This window comes from Paraburkholderia hiiakae (genome assembly GCF_904848665.1).
In the GTDB taxonomy this organism is placed as follows: Bacteria; Pseudomonadota; Gammaproteobacteria; order Burkholderiales; family Burkholderiaceae; genus Paraburkholderia; species Paraburkholderia hiiakae.
In genome coordinates, this window is sequence record NZ_CAJHCQ010000022.1 from 1 (window position 1) to 16,996 (window position 16,996).

At 63.6% G+C, this 16,996-nt stretch carries 14 protein-coding genes; 10 read left to right on the plus strand and 4 right to left on the minus strand.

Going from position 1 to position 16,996, the window contains the following annotated elements:
- Positions 1-502: 502 nt before the first annotated feature.
- A complete protein-coding gene (locus tag JMY28_RS31045; protein ID WP_201699748.1) occupies positions 503-1,762 on the minus strand; it encodes an SGNH/GDSL hydrolase family protein in 1,260 nt (419 codons plus the stop codon).
- 254 nt (positions 1,763-2,016) lie between these two features.
- Between JMY28_RS31045 and paaA the strand changes: the two genes are divergently transcribed.
- From paaA to JMY28_RS31085, 8 genes are all read left to right on the plus strand, one after another.
- Positions 2,017-3,015 (plus strand): 1,2-phenylacetyl-CoA epoxidase subunit PaaA, encoded by a 999-nt coding sequence (paaA, locus tag JMY28_RS31050; protein WP_201699749.1) that lies wholly within the window; start codon positions 2,017-2,019, stop codon positions 3,013-3,015.
- 57 nt (positions 3,016-3,072) lie between these two features.
- The gene (gene paaB, locus JMY28_RS31055; RefSeq protein WP_112169807.1) at positions 3,073-3,357 is read left to right on the plus strand and encodes a 1,2-phenylacetyl-CoA epoxidase subunit PaaB; all 285 of its coding nucleotides are present in this window, start codon (positions 3,073-3,075) and stop codon (positions 3,355-3,357) included.
- A 9-nt stretch (positions 3,358-3,366) separates the two neighbouring features.
- Complete coding sequence (paaC, locus tag JMY28_RS31060; RefSeq protein WP_201699750.1) at positions 3,367-4,173, plus strand: 1,2-phenylacetyl-CoA epoxidase subunit PaaC; 807 nt, start codon at positions 3,367-3,369, stop codon at positions 4,171-4,173.
- Positions 4,174-4,202: 29 nt separating this feature from the next.
- On the plus strand, positions 4,203-4,733 hold the full coding sequence (gene paaD, locus JMY28_RS31065; protein WP_201699751.1) for a 1,2-phenylacetyl-CoA epoxidase subunit PaaD: 531 nt from the start codon (positions 4,203-4,205) through the stop codon (positions 4,731-4,733).
- Position 4,734: 1 nt separating this feature from the next.
- Positions 4,735-5,823 (plus strand): 1,2-phenylacetyl-CoA epoxidase subunit PaaE, encoded by a 1,089-nt coding sequence (gene paaE / locus JMY28_RS31070; RefSeq protein WP_201699752.1) that lies wholly within the window; start codon positions 4,735-4,737, stop codon positions 5,821-5,823.
- 165 nt (positions 5,824-5,988) lie between these two features.
- On the plus strand, positions 5,989-6,813 hold the full coding sequence (locus tag JMY28_RS31075; RefSeq protein ID WP_201699753.1) for a DUF1835 domain-containing protein: 825 nt from the start codon (positions 5,989-5,991) through the stop codon (positions 6,811-6,813).
- 6 nt (positions 6,814-6,819) lie between these two features.
- Positions 6,820-7,422 (plus strand): TetR/AcrR family transcriptional regulator, encoded by a 603-nt coding sequence (locus JMY28_RS31080; RefSeq protein WP_201699754.1) that lies wholly within the window; start codon positions 6,820-6,822, stop codon positions 7,420-7,422.
- Between the two features lie 262 nt (positions 7,423-7,684).
- The gene (locus JMY28_RS31085) at positions 7,685-8,350 is read left to right on the plus strand and encodes a GNAT family N-acetyltransferase (RefSeq protein ID WP_201699755.1); all 666 of its coding nucleotides are present in this window, start codon (positions 7,685-7,687) and stop codon (positions 8,348-8,350) included.
- A gap of 92 nt (positions 8,351-8,442) precedes the next feature.
- On the opposite strand, the gene JMY28_RS31090 is transcribed toward JMY28_RS31085, so the two are convergent.
- On the minus strand, positions 8,443-8,937 hold the full coding sequence (locus JMY28_RS31090) for an Lrp/AsnC family transcriptional regulator (protein WP_201699756.1): 495 nt from the start codon (positions 8,935-8,937) through the stop codon (positions 8,443-8,445).
- A 139-nt stretch (positions 8,938-9,076) separates the two neighbouring features.
- Between JMY28_RS31090 and hppD the strand changes: the two genes are divergently transcribed.
- Positions 9,077-10,174, plus strand: coding sequence for a 4-hydroxyphenylpyruvate dioxygenase (hppD, locus tag JMY28_RS31095; protein WP_201699757.1), 1,098 nt, complete (start codon positions 9,077-9,079; stop codon positions 10,172-10,174).
- 130 nt (positions 10,175-10,304) lie between these two features.
- Here the strand turns inward: hppD and JMY28_RS31100 are convergent, their stop codons facing one another.
- Positions 10,305-10,493, minus strand: a complete 189-nt coding sequence (locus JMY28_RS31100) for a hypothetical protein (protein ID WP_201699758.1) — start codon at positions 10,491-10,493, stop codon at positions 10,305-10,307.
- Positions 10,494-10,884: 391 nt separating this feature from the next.
- Here JMY28_RS31100 and JMY28_RS31105 point away from each other — a divergent pair, with 391 nt between their 5' ends.
- Positions 10,885-14,499: an indolepyruvate ferredoxin oxidoreductase family protein gene (locus tag JMY28_RS31105; RefSeq protein ID WP_201699759.1), complete on the plus strand. Its 3,615-nt coding sequence runs from the start codon at positions 10,885-10,887 to the stop codon at positions 14,497-14,499.
- An 84-nt stretch (positions 14,500-14,583) separates the two neighbouring features.
- Here the strand turns inward: JMY28_RS31105 and JMY28_RS31110 are convergent, their stop codons facing one another.
- Entirely contained in the window at positions 14,584-16,869 is a 2,286-nt protein-coding gene (locus tag JMY28_RS31110) for an NADP-dependent malic enzyme (RefSeq protein ID WP_201699760.1), read from the minus strand.
- Positions 16,870-16,996 lie beyond the last annotated feature (127 nt).

Sequence of the window (16,996 nt, forward strand, 5' to 3'; positions counted from 1 at the left end):
GCGTTCAATCTGAGCCAGGATCAAACTCTTCAGTTTAAACCTGTTACTGTTTTCGGTTTCTCTCGAAACCGGTCGCTCACTCAAAGCTGACAGGTCATTGAATAAATTCAAGAACCTGACTTACTTTAGTGTGAGACTCTTGATACTTTTGCTGCTCCCGACCCTGCTCCGGAGAACAAGGTCAGGCCGCCACCGCATCAAGCGCCCACACTTATCGGCTGTAAATTTTTAAAGATCGATCGCGAAAACCACCGGCAAACTGCGTTACTGCCCGGCGTTTCCTGCGTTGCTGCGTCAGCAGCAGAGAAACGAGATTATGAAGAATCTTTTTCGCTTCGTCAACCCCTTTTTTTCGCTCACCGCTTGAAAAAGCTGCCGACTCCTGCGCCCGCCGGTTTCCGCGGCGGCCTTCGCTGACCCGACGTCAGAGACATCGAACTGCGAAGGGGGCGAATCTTAGCGCCCCCGCTGGCGATGCGCAAGGGGACGGCGCAAATATTCCTTACTTCCGGGCAAGGGCGTCCAGCGGCACGACATTCGCCATCGCCGCGTAGCCCGCGTCGCTTGGGTGGATGTGGTCGCCACTGTCATACCCGTACCGCAGTCGCGCGGGATCCGCCGGGTCGCGCAGCTCCGCATCGAAATCGATTACGCCGTCGAATGCCCTGCTCGTGCGGATCCATTGGTTCACCGCTGTGCGGATCGCCTCGCGCTCGGGCGGCAGCGAAGCCGGCGTGAGCGTCGCGCCGAAAATGCGCACGCCGCGCCCATGCGCCTGCGCGATCACGCGGCGATAACCCGCGATCAGGTCGTTCGCGTCGACATGCGTATGAGGAAAGTCGCAGTCGAGGCCCGATCGTGCTGGCATCGCCTGGAAGTTGATGTCGTTGATGCCGATGAGCAGCACCACCGTCTTCACGCCCGGGTGGCCGAGCGCGTCACGCCCGAAGCGCCGCTCGAGCGCCTCTCCGTAGCAAGGCGAATCGCTCAGCAACCGGTTGCCGCTAATCCCGAGGTCAATCACGGCGAGATCCGTGCGCTGCGACTGTGCGATGCGGCGTGCCAATGCGTCCGGCCAGCGACGGTTCTGATTGAGCGAGGAACGCATGCCATCGGTAATGGAATCGCCGATCGCCGCGACCGTCGACGCCCCCGGCGCCTCGACTGCTAGCCCCGTCACCCAGGCGTACTGCGTAAAGCGCTCGGTGAACGCACCGCTCGACGGCTCGGCGACATGATTGCCCGGACGCGAGACGTAGTTCACCTGACTCGCCACGCGGTGCCACGCGACCATCTTCTGCTCAGGTCCCATATAGGAACTGATGACGTATGGCGCGTGCGCCTTTAGATTGATCTGCACCGGATCGCTATCGAGCGCAGCGCCTGGAGGAACCGACACCGCCGCCCTCCCGCCGAAGGTCACACGCGCCATTCCCGCCTCGCTCGCCGCCGCGCCACCCGCAGACGGCGCAATCGCCATCGCCTCGATCACGAGCGGCGTGCGCCCATAAACGTTGCTGACATGCACCCGCGCAACCGTGCCGCCCAGCGTCGGATACACGATCTGCCGAACGGTCCGCCCGGCGACCTCGGGCGCGCGGTACAGCGCCGGGAGCGCGTCGCGGTCAGGGATCGACTGCAGCGCCGTCGCCCAGCTCGTGACCCAAGGGTCCGAAGTTTGATCGGCGAACGCCGGAGACACGGCGCCAAGTGAAATGAACACAGCGGCCGCAGCCGCGAGAGGAGCAAAAGAAATCTTCATCCGTAACTGAGTGCGCAGGCAAAGGGGCATTGTGCCCCATGGGCCGGTGCGCAGTCTTCCATCCACCTGACAGTCAAGCGCTCAAGCCCACGCACAAACCGCGCATCCGCACAAAACCGACACAACCCCGCTGTCGCCCCACTAAAACTCAACGGTGAGCGCGAGCTCTTTTGAGCTACCTCAAAAAATTCATTTACCGACCGGTCGGTTGGTTTATACTGCGCGACATACCCAACTTCGACGAGAGCGTCTCCATGTACACGCAATCCCTCGACATCCCCGGCAACGTTGCTCCGCTTGACGCGGACGCAGCCTCGCCGGAGCAGGCGCAGTTCGACGCGATCATGGCCGCCGACGGCAAGATCGAGCCGCAGGACTGGATGCCGGATGCCTATCGCAAGACGCTCGTGCGCCAGATCTCGCAGCATGCGCACTCGGAAGTCGTCGGCATGCTGCCGGAAGGCAACTGGATCTCGCGCGCGCCTAGCCTCAAGCGCAAGGCGATTCTGCTCGCCAAGGTGCAGGACGAAGCGGGCCACGGCCTCTATCTGTATAGCGCGGCGGAGACGCTCGGCGTTTCGCGCGACCAGTTGGTCGACGCACTGCACGCCGGCAAAGCCAAGTATTCGAGCATCTTCAATTACCCGACGCCCACCTGGGCGGACGTCGGCGTGATCGGCTGGCTCGTGGACGGCGCCGCGATCATGAACCAGATTCCGCTGTGCCGCTGTACTTACGGCCCGTACGCACGCGCCATGATCCGCATCTGCAAGGAAGAGTCGTTCCACCAACGCCAGGGTTTCGACGCCCTGCTGGCCATGATGAGTGGCACCGAAGCGCAGCGCGAACTCGTGCAGCAGGCCGTGAACCGCTGGTGGTGGCCGGTGCTGATGATGTTCGGCCCGAGCGACGCCGATTCGGTCCACAGCAACCAGTCAGCTAAATGGGGGATCAAGCGTATCTCGAATGACGACCTGCGCCAGAAGTTCGTCGACGCGACGGTCGAGCAGGCGAAGGTGCTGGGCGTCACGCTGCCCGACCCCGATCTGAAATGGAACGAAGCGCGCGGTCACCACGACTACGGCACGATCGACTGGGAAGAGTTCTGGCGCGTCGTGAACGGCGACGGCCCGTGCAACCGCGAGCGTCTCGGCACGCGCGTGAAGGCGCACAACGAAGGCGCGTGGGTGCGCGAAGCTGCCCTCGCGCATGCCGAAAAGCAGCGTCAGCGCGCCGAAAAGCACGCTGCCTGACCGGCAAATCAGCCGCAAATGACCCCGCATACGAATCAGGAAGGAAGGAGATCCACGATGAACAAGGAATGGCCGATCTGGGAAGTATTCGTGCGTAGCAAGCAGGGCCTCGACCACAAGCACTGTGGCAGCCTGCACGCCTGCGACGCCTCGATGGCGCTGCGCATGGCGCGCGACGTCTACACGCGCCGTCAGGAAGGCGTGAGCATCTGGGTGGTGCCGTCGTCGGCGATTACGGCATCGGATCCGAACGAGAAGGCCGAGCTCTTCGAGCCCGCCGGCGACAAGATCTATCGCCACCCGACGTTCTACACGCTGCCCGACGAAGTCAACCACATGTAAGAGCGCAACATGACGACGCCCACGCCTGAACAACTCGCGTACGTGCTGCGCCTCGCCGATACGGCGCTGATCCTCGGTCAGCGCAATACGGAATGGTGCGGCCACGGCCCGATCCTCGAAGAAGACATCGCGCTCGCCAATATGAGCCTCGACCTGATCGGTCAGGCGCGCCTGCTTTACACGCACGCCGCCACGCTCGAAAAGGCGCTTACCGGCCGCGACCGTACCGAAGACGACTACGCCTACTTTCGCGCGGAGCGCGAGTTCGCGAACTATACGCTCGCGGAGTTGCCGCACTTCGGCCCACTCGCCGGCACGACACATTCGGCCAACGACTACGCCGTCACGATCGTGCGTAACTTCCTTTACGCCGCGCTGATGGAGCATCTGTGGACCGCGCTGCTGCGCTCCGCCGACCCCCAGCTGGCCGCGATCGCTGAGCGCTCGATCAAAGAAACGCGCTACCACGTGCACCACGCACGCGAGTGGCTGATCCGCTTCGGCGACGGTACCGACGAATCGCACGGCCGCGCCCAGGCCGCGCTCGACTGGCTCATGCCCTACACGCGCGAGTTCTTCAGCACCGACGCCGTGGAAACGGCGGTGGCCGAAGCCGGCATCGCGCCGCTCGCGGCTCAGTTCGAAGCTGCGTGGCGCGCAGATGTTGACGCCGCGCTCGACGAAGCCACGCTCGCCATGCCCGCGCCGGTGAAGCACGTCACGACCGGCAAGCACGGTGAGCATTCGGAGCACATGGGTTTCGTGCTGGCCGAGATGCAGAGCCTCGCGCGCCAGCACCCGGACGCGCGCTGGTAAGCACCCCCGCAGGAAAAGAGGAAGTCACGATGCAAGCAACGGCAGATCACGCGCTCGAACGCGCCTGGGAGGTACTGGAATCGGTGCCAGATCCGGAGATTCCGGTCGTGTCGATCCGCGAACTGGGCATCCTGCGCGACGTGCGCCGCGCCGCGGACGGTCAGATCGAAGTGGTCATCACGCCCACCTACTCCGGCTGTCCGGCGATGTCGCAGATCGCGGAGGACGTCGCGCATGCGCTTGACGCCGCCGCACTCGCGCCGTACCGCATCGCGACGACCCTGACGCCCGCGTGGACCACCGACTGGATCACCGACGACGCGCGCGAGAAGCTGCGTGCCTACGGCATTGCGCCGCCCACGGGCAACTGCGGCAGCGGCACGGTTCGGGCCGGCGAACAGCCGATCACCTTCGTGCCGAGAAAACTGCCCGCGCCTGCTTGCCCGCGCTGCGGCTCGAAGCACACCGAACGCCTCGCGCAGTTCGGCTCGACCGCGTGCAAGGCGCTCTACCGCTGCATCGACTGCCGCGAACCCTTCGACTACTTCAAACCGTACTGATATGGCCACTCCGCAATTCCATTCGCTGCGCATCCGCGAAGTGCGGCCCGAAACCGCGGACGCGGTCTCTGTCGCTTTCGAAGTCCCGCCCGAGCTGCGCGAGGCGTTTCGCTTCACCCAGGGGCAGTTCGTCACGCTCAAGACCCATATCGACGGCGAAGAAACGCGCCGTTCGTACTCGATCTGCGTGGGCGTGACCGACTACGACCGCGACGGCGAGCTGCGCATCGGCATCAAGCGCGTGCGCGGCGGGCGTTTCTCGAACTTCGCGTTCGATCAGCTCGCGCCGGGCCACGAGATCGAAGTGATGACGCCCGACGGCCGCTTCTTCACGCACCTGAACGCCGAGCACGGCAAGCATTACGTGGCGTTCTCGGGCGGTTCGGGCATCACGCCCGTGCTCGCGATCATCAAGACGACGCTCGAAACCGAGCCGCGCAGCGCGTTCACGCTCGTGTACGGGAACCGTAGCGTCGACGCAATCATGTTCGCCGAAGAGCTGGAAGACCTGAAGAACCGCTTCATGAGCCGCTTCCGCCTCTATCACGTGCTCTCGGACGACCTGCAGGACGTCGAGCTCTTCAACGGCGTGCTCGATCAGGCCAAGTGCGCAGCGTTCCTCGAAACGCTGCTGCCGGCCGACGAGATCGACGAAGCGTTCATCTGCGGCCCCGGCCCGATGATGGACGCCGCCGAGGCCGCGTTCAAGGACGCGGGCGTGCCGCCGCAGAAGGTGCATGTGGAGCGCTTCGGCTCGCCGCTGCCGCAGGCGGGCGTGCCGAACGTCGAGATCACCGAAAGCACGCCGGCCGCCGACCTGGAAATCGTCATCGACGGCAAGAAGCGCAAGATGCGCCTGCCGTACGAGGGCGTGAGCCTGCTCGACGTCGGCCTGAAGGCGGGTCTGGCGCTGCCTTACGCGTGCAAGGGCGGCGTTTGCTGCACCTGCCGCGCCAAGGTGCTTGAGGGCGAAGTGAAGATGGACAAGAACTACACGCTCGAGGAACAAGAGGTGAAGGACGGCTTCGTGCTCACCTGCCAGTGCCATCCGGTGAGCGAGCGCGTGGTCGTGAGTTTCGACGAACGTTAAGGCGTTAGAGCAACAGCACGCTTTCGGCCTACAGGCGATCCGCTTACACTAGGGGCCGCCCGTCGGTGTTGCAGCGCAGCGCTGCGACCCCGACGGGCGGCTCCTTTTGTCATTTGCGTGCTTTCAGGCTTACAGGGCGTTCATCGTGAACGCAACGAGTTCTCGATGACCACGATTCACCTCATTTACGGCGAGCCGGCCGCGGCAGCGCTGCGTCAGGCTCTCGAAGCGGCGGGCCGCCCGGACCGCGTGATCGCCCTGCGCGACGACCTGACGGTAGGTCCATTGCGCGACATCGACGTGGCGGGCGACCCCGGCGTGGCGCTACGCGCCGCCTTCTGGGAGCGTCTTGGGGATATGCCGCCAGCCCTTGCACACGACGACTGCGCGGCGCTGACCGCCCTCGAAACCGACGACTCCCACGTGGTGATCTGGCACACGCACGACGCCGCCCATCAGCTCGCGCTGCGGCGTGTCTGCTACCGTTTGCGCGATGTCCCGCAGCGCTTGAACGAGGTACGCCTCACCGTCGACGAAATTTCGGGCCCGAACGCCGCGACCCACATCGAAGCGCGCTTGCCCGACGCTGCGCCGATCTCGGTGCTGCGCATCACGCGCCTCGCGCTCGAGTGGCAGGAAGCCAAGTTCGCCAACGGCGAGACGCGCCGCTGGCGCGACAACACCTTTACGAGCGGCACGTGGAGCGACCTCGACGCGATGATCCTCGACGTGCTCGACGCCCATGAGGACCGTCCGGCGGGCGCATCGTGGCTCGCCAGCGACGTGCTCGGCGCCGAGCTCACGCGGGGCGGGGCCGGCTTCACGGTCGCCGAGCCGGTCGTGCTGTGGCGCCTGCGCGAGCTATGTGCGGCGGAAGAACTACGCCTGCGCGACGATATGTGCGCCGCCTGCGCCCCGCTTGCCGCGGCCGCGCGCGCCGCGCGTCCTCCGCTTCCGCAAACCGCCGCGCACCTTTCCCTCCCCCGCTGAATTCCCATGGCACGCACCCGAGCGCCCGACCACGAAACCCAACGCGACCAGATCCTCGAACTCGCTGCCGCCAAATTCGCGCAGACGAGCTACCCGAGCACCTCGATGTCTGACCTCGCCGCGGCAAGCGGGACCTCGAAAGCTCGGCTCTATCACTATTACGAGAGCAAGGAAGCGATCCTTTTCGATCTGCTCGATCGCTACACCAAGCGGCTCATGCTGATCATCGCGGAGGTGGAAGGCGCGAGCCAGCGGCGCGGCCACGACGAGCGAGAGAGCTTCGCCGAGCTGATTCGCGCGTTCCTCGCGGAATACGAAACCTCCCACAGCCGCCACGTGGCGCTCCTGAACGACGTCAAATACCTCGTGGACGCTCAGCGCGAGATTATCCTGAACCGCCAGCGCGACGTGGTTGCCGCCTTTACGCGCCAACTCGTGCGTGCGTATCCCGGCCAGGTCACGAGCGAAAACCAGACCGCGCTGACAATGATGGTGTTCGGCATGATCAACTGGACATTCACGTGGCTCAAGCCGGGTGGCCGCATGGGCTATCGCGAGTTCGCCGAGCAGGTGATCGCCATGGTCGATCACGGTCTGAAGGGTGCCTGAACGGTGCTCGAGCGGCACAGATGCGGTCAAAATTTACGGGCCAGATTGTTGCGGTGCGACATGATGCACCATGACAACAGTTGACACGTCAAATGACCCGAAAAATTACCCGTTAATAATCAATCATTTGCGCTTATATTTTTATTAATTAGGCGCAACACTCAAATTTACACTCCGGGTTTTCCCTAGAGTGCACCCAGGGTTTCCGCTAGAATGCGTTTTGCGCTGCATCATGCGGCATGCATTTTAAGGAGAACCCACCATGAACCCGCTTTCGACCCAAGCCAACGTGCCGATCATTGCGTCCGCTCGTCCGCTGACGTCCGGTCATGCGCCCGTCATGGTGCGAGTGCTCACCTCAGCGGACCGCGAACGCCTGCTCGCGCACTTCCTCACGCTCGATAGCGATGATCGCCTGCTACGCTTCGGCCAGGCCGCTCCGGACCACGTGATCGAAAAGTACGTGCGCTCCATGGACTTTACGCGCGACACCGTGTTCGGCGTGTTCGACCACCAGCTGCAACTCGTGGGCGTCGGCCATCTGGCCTACTTGCCGGCGGACGGCAACGGCCGCACGGCTGAGTTCGGCGTGTCCGTGCTGGAAAGCGCGCGCGGCCAGGGCATTGGCTCGAAGCTGTTCGAGCGCGCCGCCATCCGCAGCCGCAACACGCACGTCACCACGCTTTACATGCACTGCCTGTCGCGCAACTCGACGATGATGCACATCGCGAAGAAGTCGGGCATGAAGATCGAGTACGCCTACGGCGAAGCCGACGCGTATCTCTCGCTCGAGCCGGCCGACCAGAGCAGCATCATCGCTGAAATGCTCCAGGAGCAAGCCGCCGTGTTCGATTACGCGCTCAAACGTCAGGCGCGCCAGGCCAGCAAGCTGATGGAAACGATCCTGCCGCAAGCTGTCGCGGCATGACTCCTGCCCTTCGGGACAGACTGATGCACTGAGAAAAGCGGCTTCGGCCGCTTTTTTTGCGTCTGCGGCACGGCGCCGCGCAGTGCGCGCGGTTAGCGAATCGGCAACGCCGTCGTTTCCTTGAACGTATCGAGCGAAAAGCTGGACTTCACGTCGATCACCGACGGATGGTGCAGCAGTTGGTCCTGCACGAAGCGCGAGAAGTGCGCCATATCCTCCACCTGCACGCGCAGCAGGAAATCCATGTCGCCCGTCATGGCGTGGCAGGCTACCACCTCGGGCCACGTCTGCACCGCCGCACGAAAAAGCTCGGCGTGCGTCACGCCCTCGCGCCCTGCCGCCGTGGGCCCGCGTTTTTCCAGCCGCACGTTCACGTAGGCAAGCAGATCGAGTCCTAGCTTCTGCGCATCGAGCAGCGCCACATAGCCGCGAATCACGCCGCCTTCTTCCAGCCGTCGGATGCGACGCAAGCATGGGCTCGGCGAGAGGTTCACGCGCTCAGCGATCTCCTGGTTCGAGAGGCGGCCATCCTCCTGAAGGATCGCCAGAATGCGCCTGTCGATTGCGTCCAATTCGATGCTTGCCATTTTCTGCCTTCCATTTATCTATCCAAGGCAGTTTATAGCGCACATCGTCGGTAGTACGACCCAACTCGCAAGTTTTCTCCCAATACGGCGGACTACACTAGCCCCACGAAATCTGATCTACATCAGCCAGGAGACAACCATGCAGGTCCCCAACTGGGAGAACCCCGTCGGCACCGACGGCTTCGAGTTCATCGAATACACCGCGCCGGACCCCAAGGCGCTCGGCAAACTGTTCGAACGCATGGGCTTCACCGCCATCGCGCGCCATCGCCATAAGGACGTGACGCTCTACCGCCAGGGCGACATCAACTTCATCGTCAACGGCGAACCTGATTCGTTCGCGCAGCGCTTTGCGCGTCTGCACGGTCCGTCGATCTGCGCGATCGCTTTCCGCGTGCAGGACGCCGCCAAGGCCTATAAGCATGCACTCGAACTCGGCGCGTGGGGCTTCGACAACAAGACGGGCCCGATGGAGCTGAACATCCCGGCGATCAAGGGCATTGGCGACTCGCTGATCTATTTCGTCGACCGCTGGCGCGGGAAGAATGGCGCGGCGCCCGGCAGCATTGGCGACATCAGCATCTATGACGTCGACTTCGAGCCGATTGCGGGCGCCGATCAGAACCCGGTTGGCCACGGCCTCACCTATATCGACCACCTCACGCACAACGTCCACCGCGGCCGCATGGCCGAATGGGCCGAGTTCTACGAACGCCTCTTCAACTTCCGCGAAATCCGCTACTTCGACATCGAAGGCAAGGTCACGGGCGTGAAGTCGAAGGCGATGACGTCGCCCTGCGGCAAGATTCGCATTCCAATCAACGAGGAAGGCGGTGAGACGGCCGGCCAGATCCAGGAATACCTCGACGCCTACCACGGCGAAGGCATCCAGCACATCGCGCTCGGCACGAACGACATCTACCGCACCGTGGATGGCCTGCGCACCTCGAACATCGCACTGCTCGACACGATCGACACGTACTACGAACTCGTGAACCGCCGCGTTCCCGGCCACACCGAGCCGCTGGAAGAACTGAAGAAGCGCAAGATCCTGATCGACGGTATGCCTGAAGACCTGCTGCTGCAGATCTTCACGGAGAACCAGATCGGCCCGATCTTCTTCGAGATCATCCAGCGCAAGGGCAACCAGGGCTTCGGCGAGGGCAACTTCAAGGCGCTGTTCGAGTCGATCGAACTCGACCAGATCCGCCGCGGCGTGGTGCAGGACAAAGCCTGACGCATCAGGCTAAAGCCAAACAAAAAGGGCGAAGATCACGCGATCTTCGCCCTTTTTGACTTTTGAATCCGCCGCCGCACACCCGGCGACGCATTCAGGTGAATGGAATGCTGCGCGGATCAGCGCGGCATCAGGATTTGCGTTCGGCCTTCGTGGCCGGCATGGCGTTCGTATCAGCCTTCATGCTCAGCGTGTACTGGGCGCATCGGGTCGTCGCACTCTCGCCGCTCTTCGTGCTGGCGTTGGAATGCAGCGGCGCGCTCATGGCAAAGAACGCGGCCGAGACCGTCAGGAAGGTCTGGATATGTCGATTATTCATGCTGGACTCCTTTTTTTAGACTGCCTGTCGCAGTAGTGCCCCTTTTAATAACTGTTAACAGCCAGGGAAGCTGCGCGGTTCGCACAGGTGAGGGAGTTAGACAGGATATTCAAGACCGGTTCCCGGGTAGTGCAAGTTTTACACGTTGTTACTCCTCCGAGGAATTCGATACATCCTTTATTACACAGGAGTTTCAGGCCGCTTGCGCGACACAGCGCCACGGGCCTGAAGGCGCGACGCTCCGGGCCTCGAAGCGGCGGGTTTATCCGAGTGCTACTATCGAAAGAAAAAAGGCCAATATGGCGACCCCGGCCAAAGCATTCACAAGATGCCGAGGCCCTGAAGTTCTGGCGATCCCACAACGGATTGGTTGGATGGAGGAAGACAGATAATGAATGCCCCGCTAGACGCAGGTCAGCGCGCTTCGCTGGAAGCCGCACTCGCTTCCGTCACGCTCGACGATAAATACACCCTCGAACGCGGTCGCGCGTACATGAGCGGCATCCAGGCGCTGGTCCGCCTGCCAATGCTGCAGCAGGAGCGCGACAAGGCCGCCGGTCTCAATACCGCGGGGTTCATCTCAGGCTATCGTGGCTCGCCGCTCGGCGGTCTCGATCAGTCCCTCTGGAAGGCGAAGCAGCATCTCGCCGCGCATCAAATCGTATTTCAGCCAGGTGTGAACGAAGACCTCGCCGCGACCGCCGTTTGGGGCTCGCAGCAGGTGAACCTCTATCCGTCCGCGAAATACGACGGCGTGTTTTCGATGTGGTACGGCAAGGGCCCGGGCGTCGACCGCAGCGGCGACGTATTCAAGCACGGCAACTCCGCGGGCTCCTCGCCTCACGGCGGCGTCCTGGTGCTCGCTGGCGACGACCACGCGGCGAAATCGTCCACGCTCGCGCACCAGTCGGAGCACATCTTCAAGGCGTGCGGTCTGCCGGTGCTGTTCCCCTCGAACGTGCAGGAATATCTCGATTTCGGCCTGCACGGCTGGGCGATGAGCCGCTATTCGGGCCTCTGGGTGGCGATGAAGTGCGTGACCGACGTGGTCGAATCGTCGGCTTCCGTCGAGATCGACCCGCATCGCACGAACATCATCCTGCCCGAAGATTTCGCGATGCCCGATGGCGGCCTGAACATTCGCTGGCCCGATCCGCCGCTCGTACAGGAAGCGCGTCTGCTCGACTACAAGTGGTACGCGGGGCTCGCCTACGTGCGCGCCAACAAGCTCGACCGCATCGAGATCGATTCGCCGCATGCGCGCTTTGGCATCATGACAGGCGGCAAGGCATATCTCGACGTGCGCCAGGCGCTCACCGACCTGGGCCTCGACGACGAAACCTGCTCGCGCATCGGCATCCGGCTCTACAAGGTGGGCTGCGTGTGGCCGCTCGAAGCGCAGGGCGCGCACGCCTTCGCGCGCGGCCTCGAAGAGATTCTCGTGGTCGAGGAAAAGCGTCAGATTCTCGAATACGCGATCAAGGAAGAGTTGTACAACTGGCCCGATGCGCAGCGTCCGCGCGTGTACGGCAAGTTCGACGAGAAGGACGGCGCCGGCGGCGAATGGTCGGTGCCGATGGGCAACTGGCTCCTGCCCGCGCACTACGAGCTCTCGCCGGCGATCATCGCGAAAGCCATCTCCACGCGGCTCGAAAAATTCGAATTGCCCTCCGACGTGCGCGCGCGTATCGCGGCGCGCACGACTGTGATCGAGGCGAAGGAAAAGGCGCTCGCGAAACCGCGTGTGCAAGTCGAGCGCAAGCCGTGGTTCTGTTCCGGCTGCCCGCACAACACATCGACGAACGTGCCCGAGGGCTCGCGCGCCATGGCCGGCATCGGCTGCCACTACATGACCGTGTGGATGGACCGCAACACGAGCACCTTCAGCCAGATGGGCGGCGAAGGCGTGGCGTGGGTCGGCCAGGCGCCGTTCACGAACGACAAGCACGTGTTCGCCAACCTGGGCGACGGCACCTACTTCCACTCAGGGCTGCTCGCCATCCGCGCGGCGATCGCGTCGAAGGCGAACATCACGTACAAGATTCTCTATAACGACGCGGTGGCGATGACGGGCGGACAGCCTGTCGACGGCACGCTCACCGTGCCGCAAATCACGCATCAGGTCGCCGCCGAAGGCGCGGCGAAGATCGCGATCGTCACCGACGAACCCGAGAAGTACGAAGGTGAGCCCGCCACGAAGCTCGCGCCGGGCGTGACGATTCACCATCGCGACCAGCTCGACGCGATCCAGCGCGAGTTGCGCGAGATTCCCGGCACGACGATCCTGATCTACGACCAGACCTGTGCCACCGAAAAGCGCCGCCGCCGCAAACGCGGCACGTATCCGGACCCGGCAAAGCGCGTGGTCATCAACGAAGCCGTGTGCGAAGGCTGCGGCGACTGCTCGGTGCAATCGAATTGCCTGAGCGTCGAGCCGCTCGACACCGAATACGGCACGAAGCGTCAGATCAACCAGTCCACCTGCAACAAGGACTTCTCGTGTCTGAAGGGCTTCTGCCCGAGCTTCGTGACAGTGGAAGGCGGCCAGTTGCGCAAGCCGAAGACGAGCAGCGTGGCAAACGAGGCGATGCCGGACGTGCCGACGCCCGACGTGCCCGTGATCGAGCGTCCCTACGGCGTGCTCGTGACGGGTGTGGGCGGCACTGGCGTGGTGACGATCGGCGCGCTGCTCGGCATGGCCGCGCACCTCGAAGCCAAAGGCGTGACCGTGCTCGATGTGACCGGCCTCGCGCAAAAGGGCGGCGCGGTGATGAGCCATGTGCAGATCGCCAACCGGCCGGACGACATCCACGCCACGCGTATCGCCATGGGCGAGGCGAACCTCGTGATCGGCTGCGACGCCATCGTGACGGCAGGCGACGACTGCGTTTCGCGCATGCAGGAAGGCATGACGCACGTCGTGCTCAACAGCGCGCCCACGCCGACCGCCGAGTTCATCAAGAATCCGCAGTGGCAGTTCCCGGGCTCCAGCACCGAAGCCGACGTACGCGCCGCAGCGGGCACGGACAACGTCGCGAGCGTCGATGCGAACCGCTACGCGCTGGCACTGCTAGGCGACGCGATCTACACGAATCCGTTCGTGCTCGGTTACGCGTGGCAAAAGGGCTGGCTGCCGCTCACGCACGAGTCGCTCGTGCGCGCGATCGAGTTGAACGCGGTGCAGGTCGAGAAGAATCTCGCGGCGTTCGAATGGGGCCGGCGCGTGGCGCACGATCGCGCGGCCGTGGATCAACTCGTGAAGCGGCCGCTGCCCGAGCAGAACGCCGCGGGCCTGGAAACCGCCGCCGGTGCGAAGATCGTCTCGCTGCACACACCCAAGGCGCTCGACACGCTCATCGAAAAGCGCGCGCAGTATCTCGCCGCGTACCAGAACGAAGCGTACGCGCGGCGCTATCGAACATTCGTCGAAAGCGTGCGCCAGGCCGAAGCGAAGCTCGAACACGTGGACGGCCAGTCTGCGCTCACCGAAGCCGTGGCGAAGAACCTGCACAAGCTGATGGCGTACAAGGACGAGTACGAAGTCGCGCGCCTCTACGCGGACCCGGCATTCATCGAGAAGATCAAGGCAAGCTTCGAAGGCGACTGGAAGGTGAACTTCCATCTCGCGCCGCCCTCGTTCGCGAAACACGACGACAAAGGCCAGCTACTGAAGAAGCAGTACGGCCCGCGCATGCTCACGGCCATGCGCATACTCGCGAAGCTCAAGTTCCTGCGCGGCACCCCGCTCGATCCGTTCGGCCGCACGGAGGAACGCCGCCACGAACGCGCATTGATCGGCGACTACGAGACGCTGATGCGCGAGGTGATCGGCGGACTAAGCGAGGCGAATCTGCCGCTCGCAGTGGAACTCGCCAACCTGCCCGACGCAATTCGCGGCTACGGCCACATCAAGGAGAACAACCTCAAGGCCACGCGCGCGAAGTGGACCACGCTTCTTGCGAAGTGGCGCTCGCCGGAAAACGGCGCGGCTCGGCACGCGGCTTGATGCTTTCTTGACGCGGTAAAAACCAAGGGCGCTCCGCGCGACACGGAGCGCCCTTTTCACATCAGGCGATTGTCGAAGGCGCGCTTACTTCGCTGCCGCCTTCGCCACATTCGCGTTGGCCGAAGCGACCGCCGTCATATTGATGATCCGTCGCACGGTCGCAGCCGGCGTGAGGATGTGCACCGGCTTCGAAGCGCCGAGCAGGAACGGGCCCACCGTCACGCCTTCGCCGCCAATCACCTTCAGCAGGTTGTAGGCGATGTTGGCCGCTTCCACGTTCGGCATGATCAGGAGGTTCGCTTCGCCCGTGAGCGTGGTGCCCGGGAACGACTGCTTGCGGATCAGCTCGGAGAGCGCCGCGTCGCCGTGCATTTCGCCGTCCACTTCGAGCTGCGGATCGCGCGCGGCGATCAGCTCACGCGCGGCCTGCATGCGCTGCGCCGTCGACGAACGCACGCTGCCGAAGTTCGAGCTCGACAGCAGCGCCACCTTCGGCGTAATGCCGAACTTCTCGATTTCGCGCGAGGCGAGGATCGTCATGTCGGCAAGCTGTTCGGCGCTCGGCACTTCGTTCACGTAGGTATCGCTGATGAAGATGTTGCGGCCCGGCAGCATCAGCAGGTTCATCGCCGCGTAGTTCTGAGCTTCCGTGGCCTTGCCGAACACTTGATCGACGAACTTGAGGTGATAGTCGAAGCTGTTGAGCAGGCCGCAGATCATGCCGTCGGCGTCGCCCAGATGCACGAGAATCGCGCCGATCAGCGTGTTGAACTTGCGCACCGAAGCTTTCGCAACGTCAGGCGTAATGCCCTGGCGCGCGCCGAGTTCGTGGTACGCCTGCCAGCTCTTCTGGAAGCGCGGGTCGTCTTCCGGATCGACGATTTCGAAGTCCGTGCCCGGACGCAGCTTCGAGCCCATCTTCTTCAGGCGCATTTCCACGACCGAAGGGCGGCCCACGATGATCGGCCTCGCGATCTTCTCGTTGAGCACGAACTGCGCGGCGCGCAGCACGCGCTCGTCTTCGCCCTCGGCGAACACAATGCGCGCGCAGTTGGCCTTCGCCGCCGCGAACACGGGGCGCATCACCATGCCCGAGCGGTAGACCGTCGCGCCAAGCTGCTCGCGGTAGGCTTCCATGTCCTGGATCGGACGCGTGGCCACGCCCGAATCCATCGCGGCCTGCGCCACGGCCGGCGCGATCTTGATGATGAGGCGCGGGTCGAACGGCTTCGGAATCAGGTATTCCGGGCCGAATTCGAGCGTGTGGCCTTCATAGGCCTTCGCCACTTCGTCGCCCTGATCGGTTTCCTCGGCGAGTTCCGCGATCGCGCGCACGCAGGCGAGCTTCATCTCTTCCGTGATGGTCGTCGCGCCCACGTCCAACGCGCCACGGAAGATGAACGGGAAGCACAGCACGTTGTTGACCTGGTTCGGATAGTCCGAACGGCCCGTGGCGATGATCGCGTCCGGGCGCACCTTCTTCGCTTCTTCCGGGCGGATTTCCGGCTCCGGGTTCGCGAGTGCGAGGATCAGCGGCTTGTCGCCCATCTCCTTGACCATCTCGGGCTTGAGCACGCCCGCGCTCGAGCAGCCGAGGAACACGTCCGCGGCCTTGATCGCGTCACCGAGCGTGCGCGCTTCGGTATTCGCTGCGTAGCGCGCCTTCGACGGGTCGAGGCTACCGCGGCCTTCGTAGATCACGCCCTTCGAGTCGGTGACGAGGATGTTCTCTTTCTTCAGACCCAGCTTCACGAGCAGGTCCAGACACGCAATCGCCGCCGCGCCCGCGCCCGAGCACACGAGCTTCACGCTGCCGAGATCCTTGCCCACGACCTTCAGGCCATTGAGGATCGCAGCGGACGCGATGATGGCCGTGCCGTGCTGATCATCGTGGAAAACGGGAATCTTCATGCGCTCGCGCAACTTCTGCTCAATGTAGAAGCACTCGGGCGCCTTGATGTCTTCGAGGTTGATGCCGCCCAGCGTCGGCTCGAGCATGGCGATGGCGTCGACCAGCTTGTCCGGGTCCAGTTCGTCGAGTTCGATGTCGAACACGTCGATGCCTGCGAACTTCTTGAAGAGGCAGCCCTTGCCTTCCATCACCGGCTTGGCCGCGAGCGGGCCGATGTTGCCGAGGCCGAGCACGGCCGTGCCGTTCGTCACGACGCCGACGAGATTGGCGCGCGAGGTGTACTTCTGCGCATCGAGCGGGTCGGCGTGGATCGCCTCGCAAGCGGCGGCCACACCGGGCGAGTAAGCGAGCGAAAGATCGAGCTGGTTCGAGAGCGGTTTGGTCGGCGTGACCGAGATCTTGCCGGGCTTCGGATTCTGGTGATACGCGAGCGCGCTTTGCTTCAGTTGTTCATCCATTTTCAGGCCTGCCTGGACGTGAGAGACGTGAGAGAGAGAATCTTTTATGGTCGTAGGCCCGCCGGTCCGCGCGGCACGAGCGTTCCAGCAGGGCCGATTAGTGTACACCTGGCGCCGTTCGCGTCCA

Bases quoted from the DNA above. Each gene is read 5' to 3' on its own strand.
- paaE (WP_201699752.1), top strand. From the start codon at position 4,735: ATGGCCACTCCGCAATTCCATTCGCTGCGCATCCGCGAAGTGCGGCCC.
- JMY28_RS31110 (WP_201699760.1), bottom strand. From the start codon at position 16,869: ATGGATGAACAACTGAAGCAAAGCGCGCTCGCGTATCACCAGAATCCG.
- JMY28_RS31085 (WP_201699755.1), top strand. From the start codon at position 7,685: ATGAACCCGCTTTCGACCCAAGCCAACGTGCCGATCATTGCGTCCGCT.
- JMY28_RS31100 (WP_201699758.1), bottom strand. From the start codon at position 10,493: ATGAATAATCGACATATCCAGACCTTCCTGACGGTCTCGGCCGCGTTC.
- paaA (WP_201699749.1), top strand. From the start codon at position 2,017: ATGTACACGCAATCCCTCGACATCCCCGGCAACGTTGCTCCGCTTGAC.
- JMY28_RS31045 (WP_201699748.1), bottom strand. From the start codon at position 1,762: ATGAAGATTTCTTTTGCTCCTCTCGCGGCTGCGGCCGCTGTGTTCATT.
- JMY28_RS31075 (WP_201699753.1), top strand. From the start codon at position 5,989: ATGACCACGATTCACCTCATTTACGGCGAGCCGGCCGCGGCAGCGCTG.
- paaC (WP_201699750.1), top strand. From the start codon at position 3,367: ATGACGACGCCCACGCCTGAACAACTCGCGTACGTGCTGCGCCTCGCC.
- JMY28_RS31105 (WP_201699759.1), top strand. From the start codon at position 10,885: ATGAATGCCCCGCTAGACGCAGGTCAGCGCGCTTCGCTGGAAGCCGCA.
- JMY28_RS31090 (WP_201699756.1), bottom strand. From the start codon at position 8,937: ATGGCAAGCATCGAATTGGACGCAATCGACAGGCGCATTCTGGCGATC.
- paaB (WP_112169807.1), top strand. From the start codon at position 3,073: ATGAACAAGGAATGGCCGATCTGGGAAGTATTCGTGCGTAGCAAGCAG.
- paaD (WP_201699751.1), top strand. From the start codon at position 4,203: ATGCAAGCAACGGCAGATCACGCGCTCGAACGCGCCTGGGAGGTACTG.
- hppD (WP_201699757.1), top strand. From the start codon at position 9,077: ATGCAGGTCCCCAACTGGGAGAACCCCGTCGGCACCGACGGCTTCGAG.
- JMY28_RS31080 (WP_201699754.1), top strand. From the start codon at position 6,820: ATGGCACGCACCCGAGCGCCCGACCACGAAACCCAACGCGACCAGATC.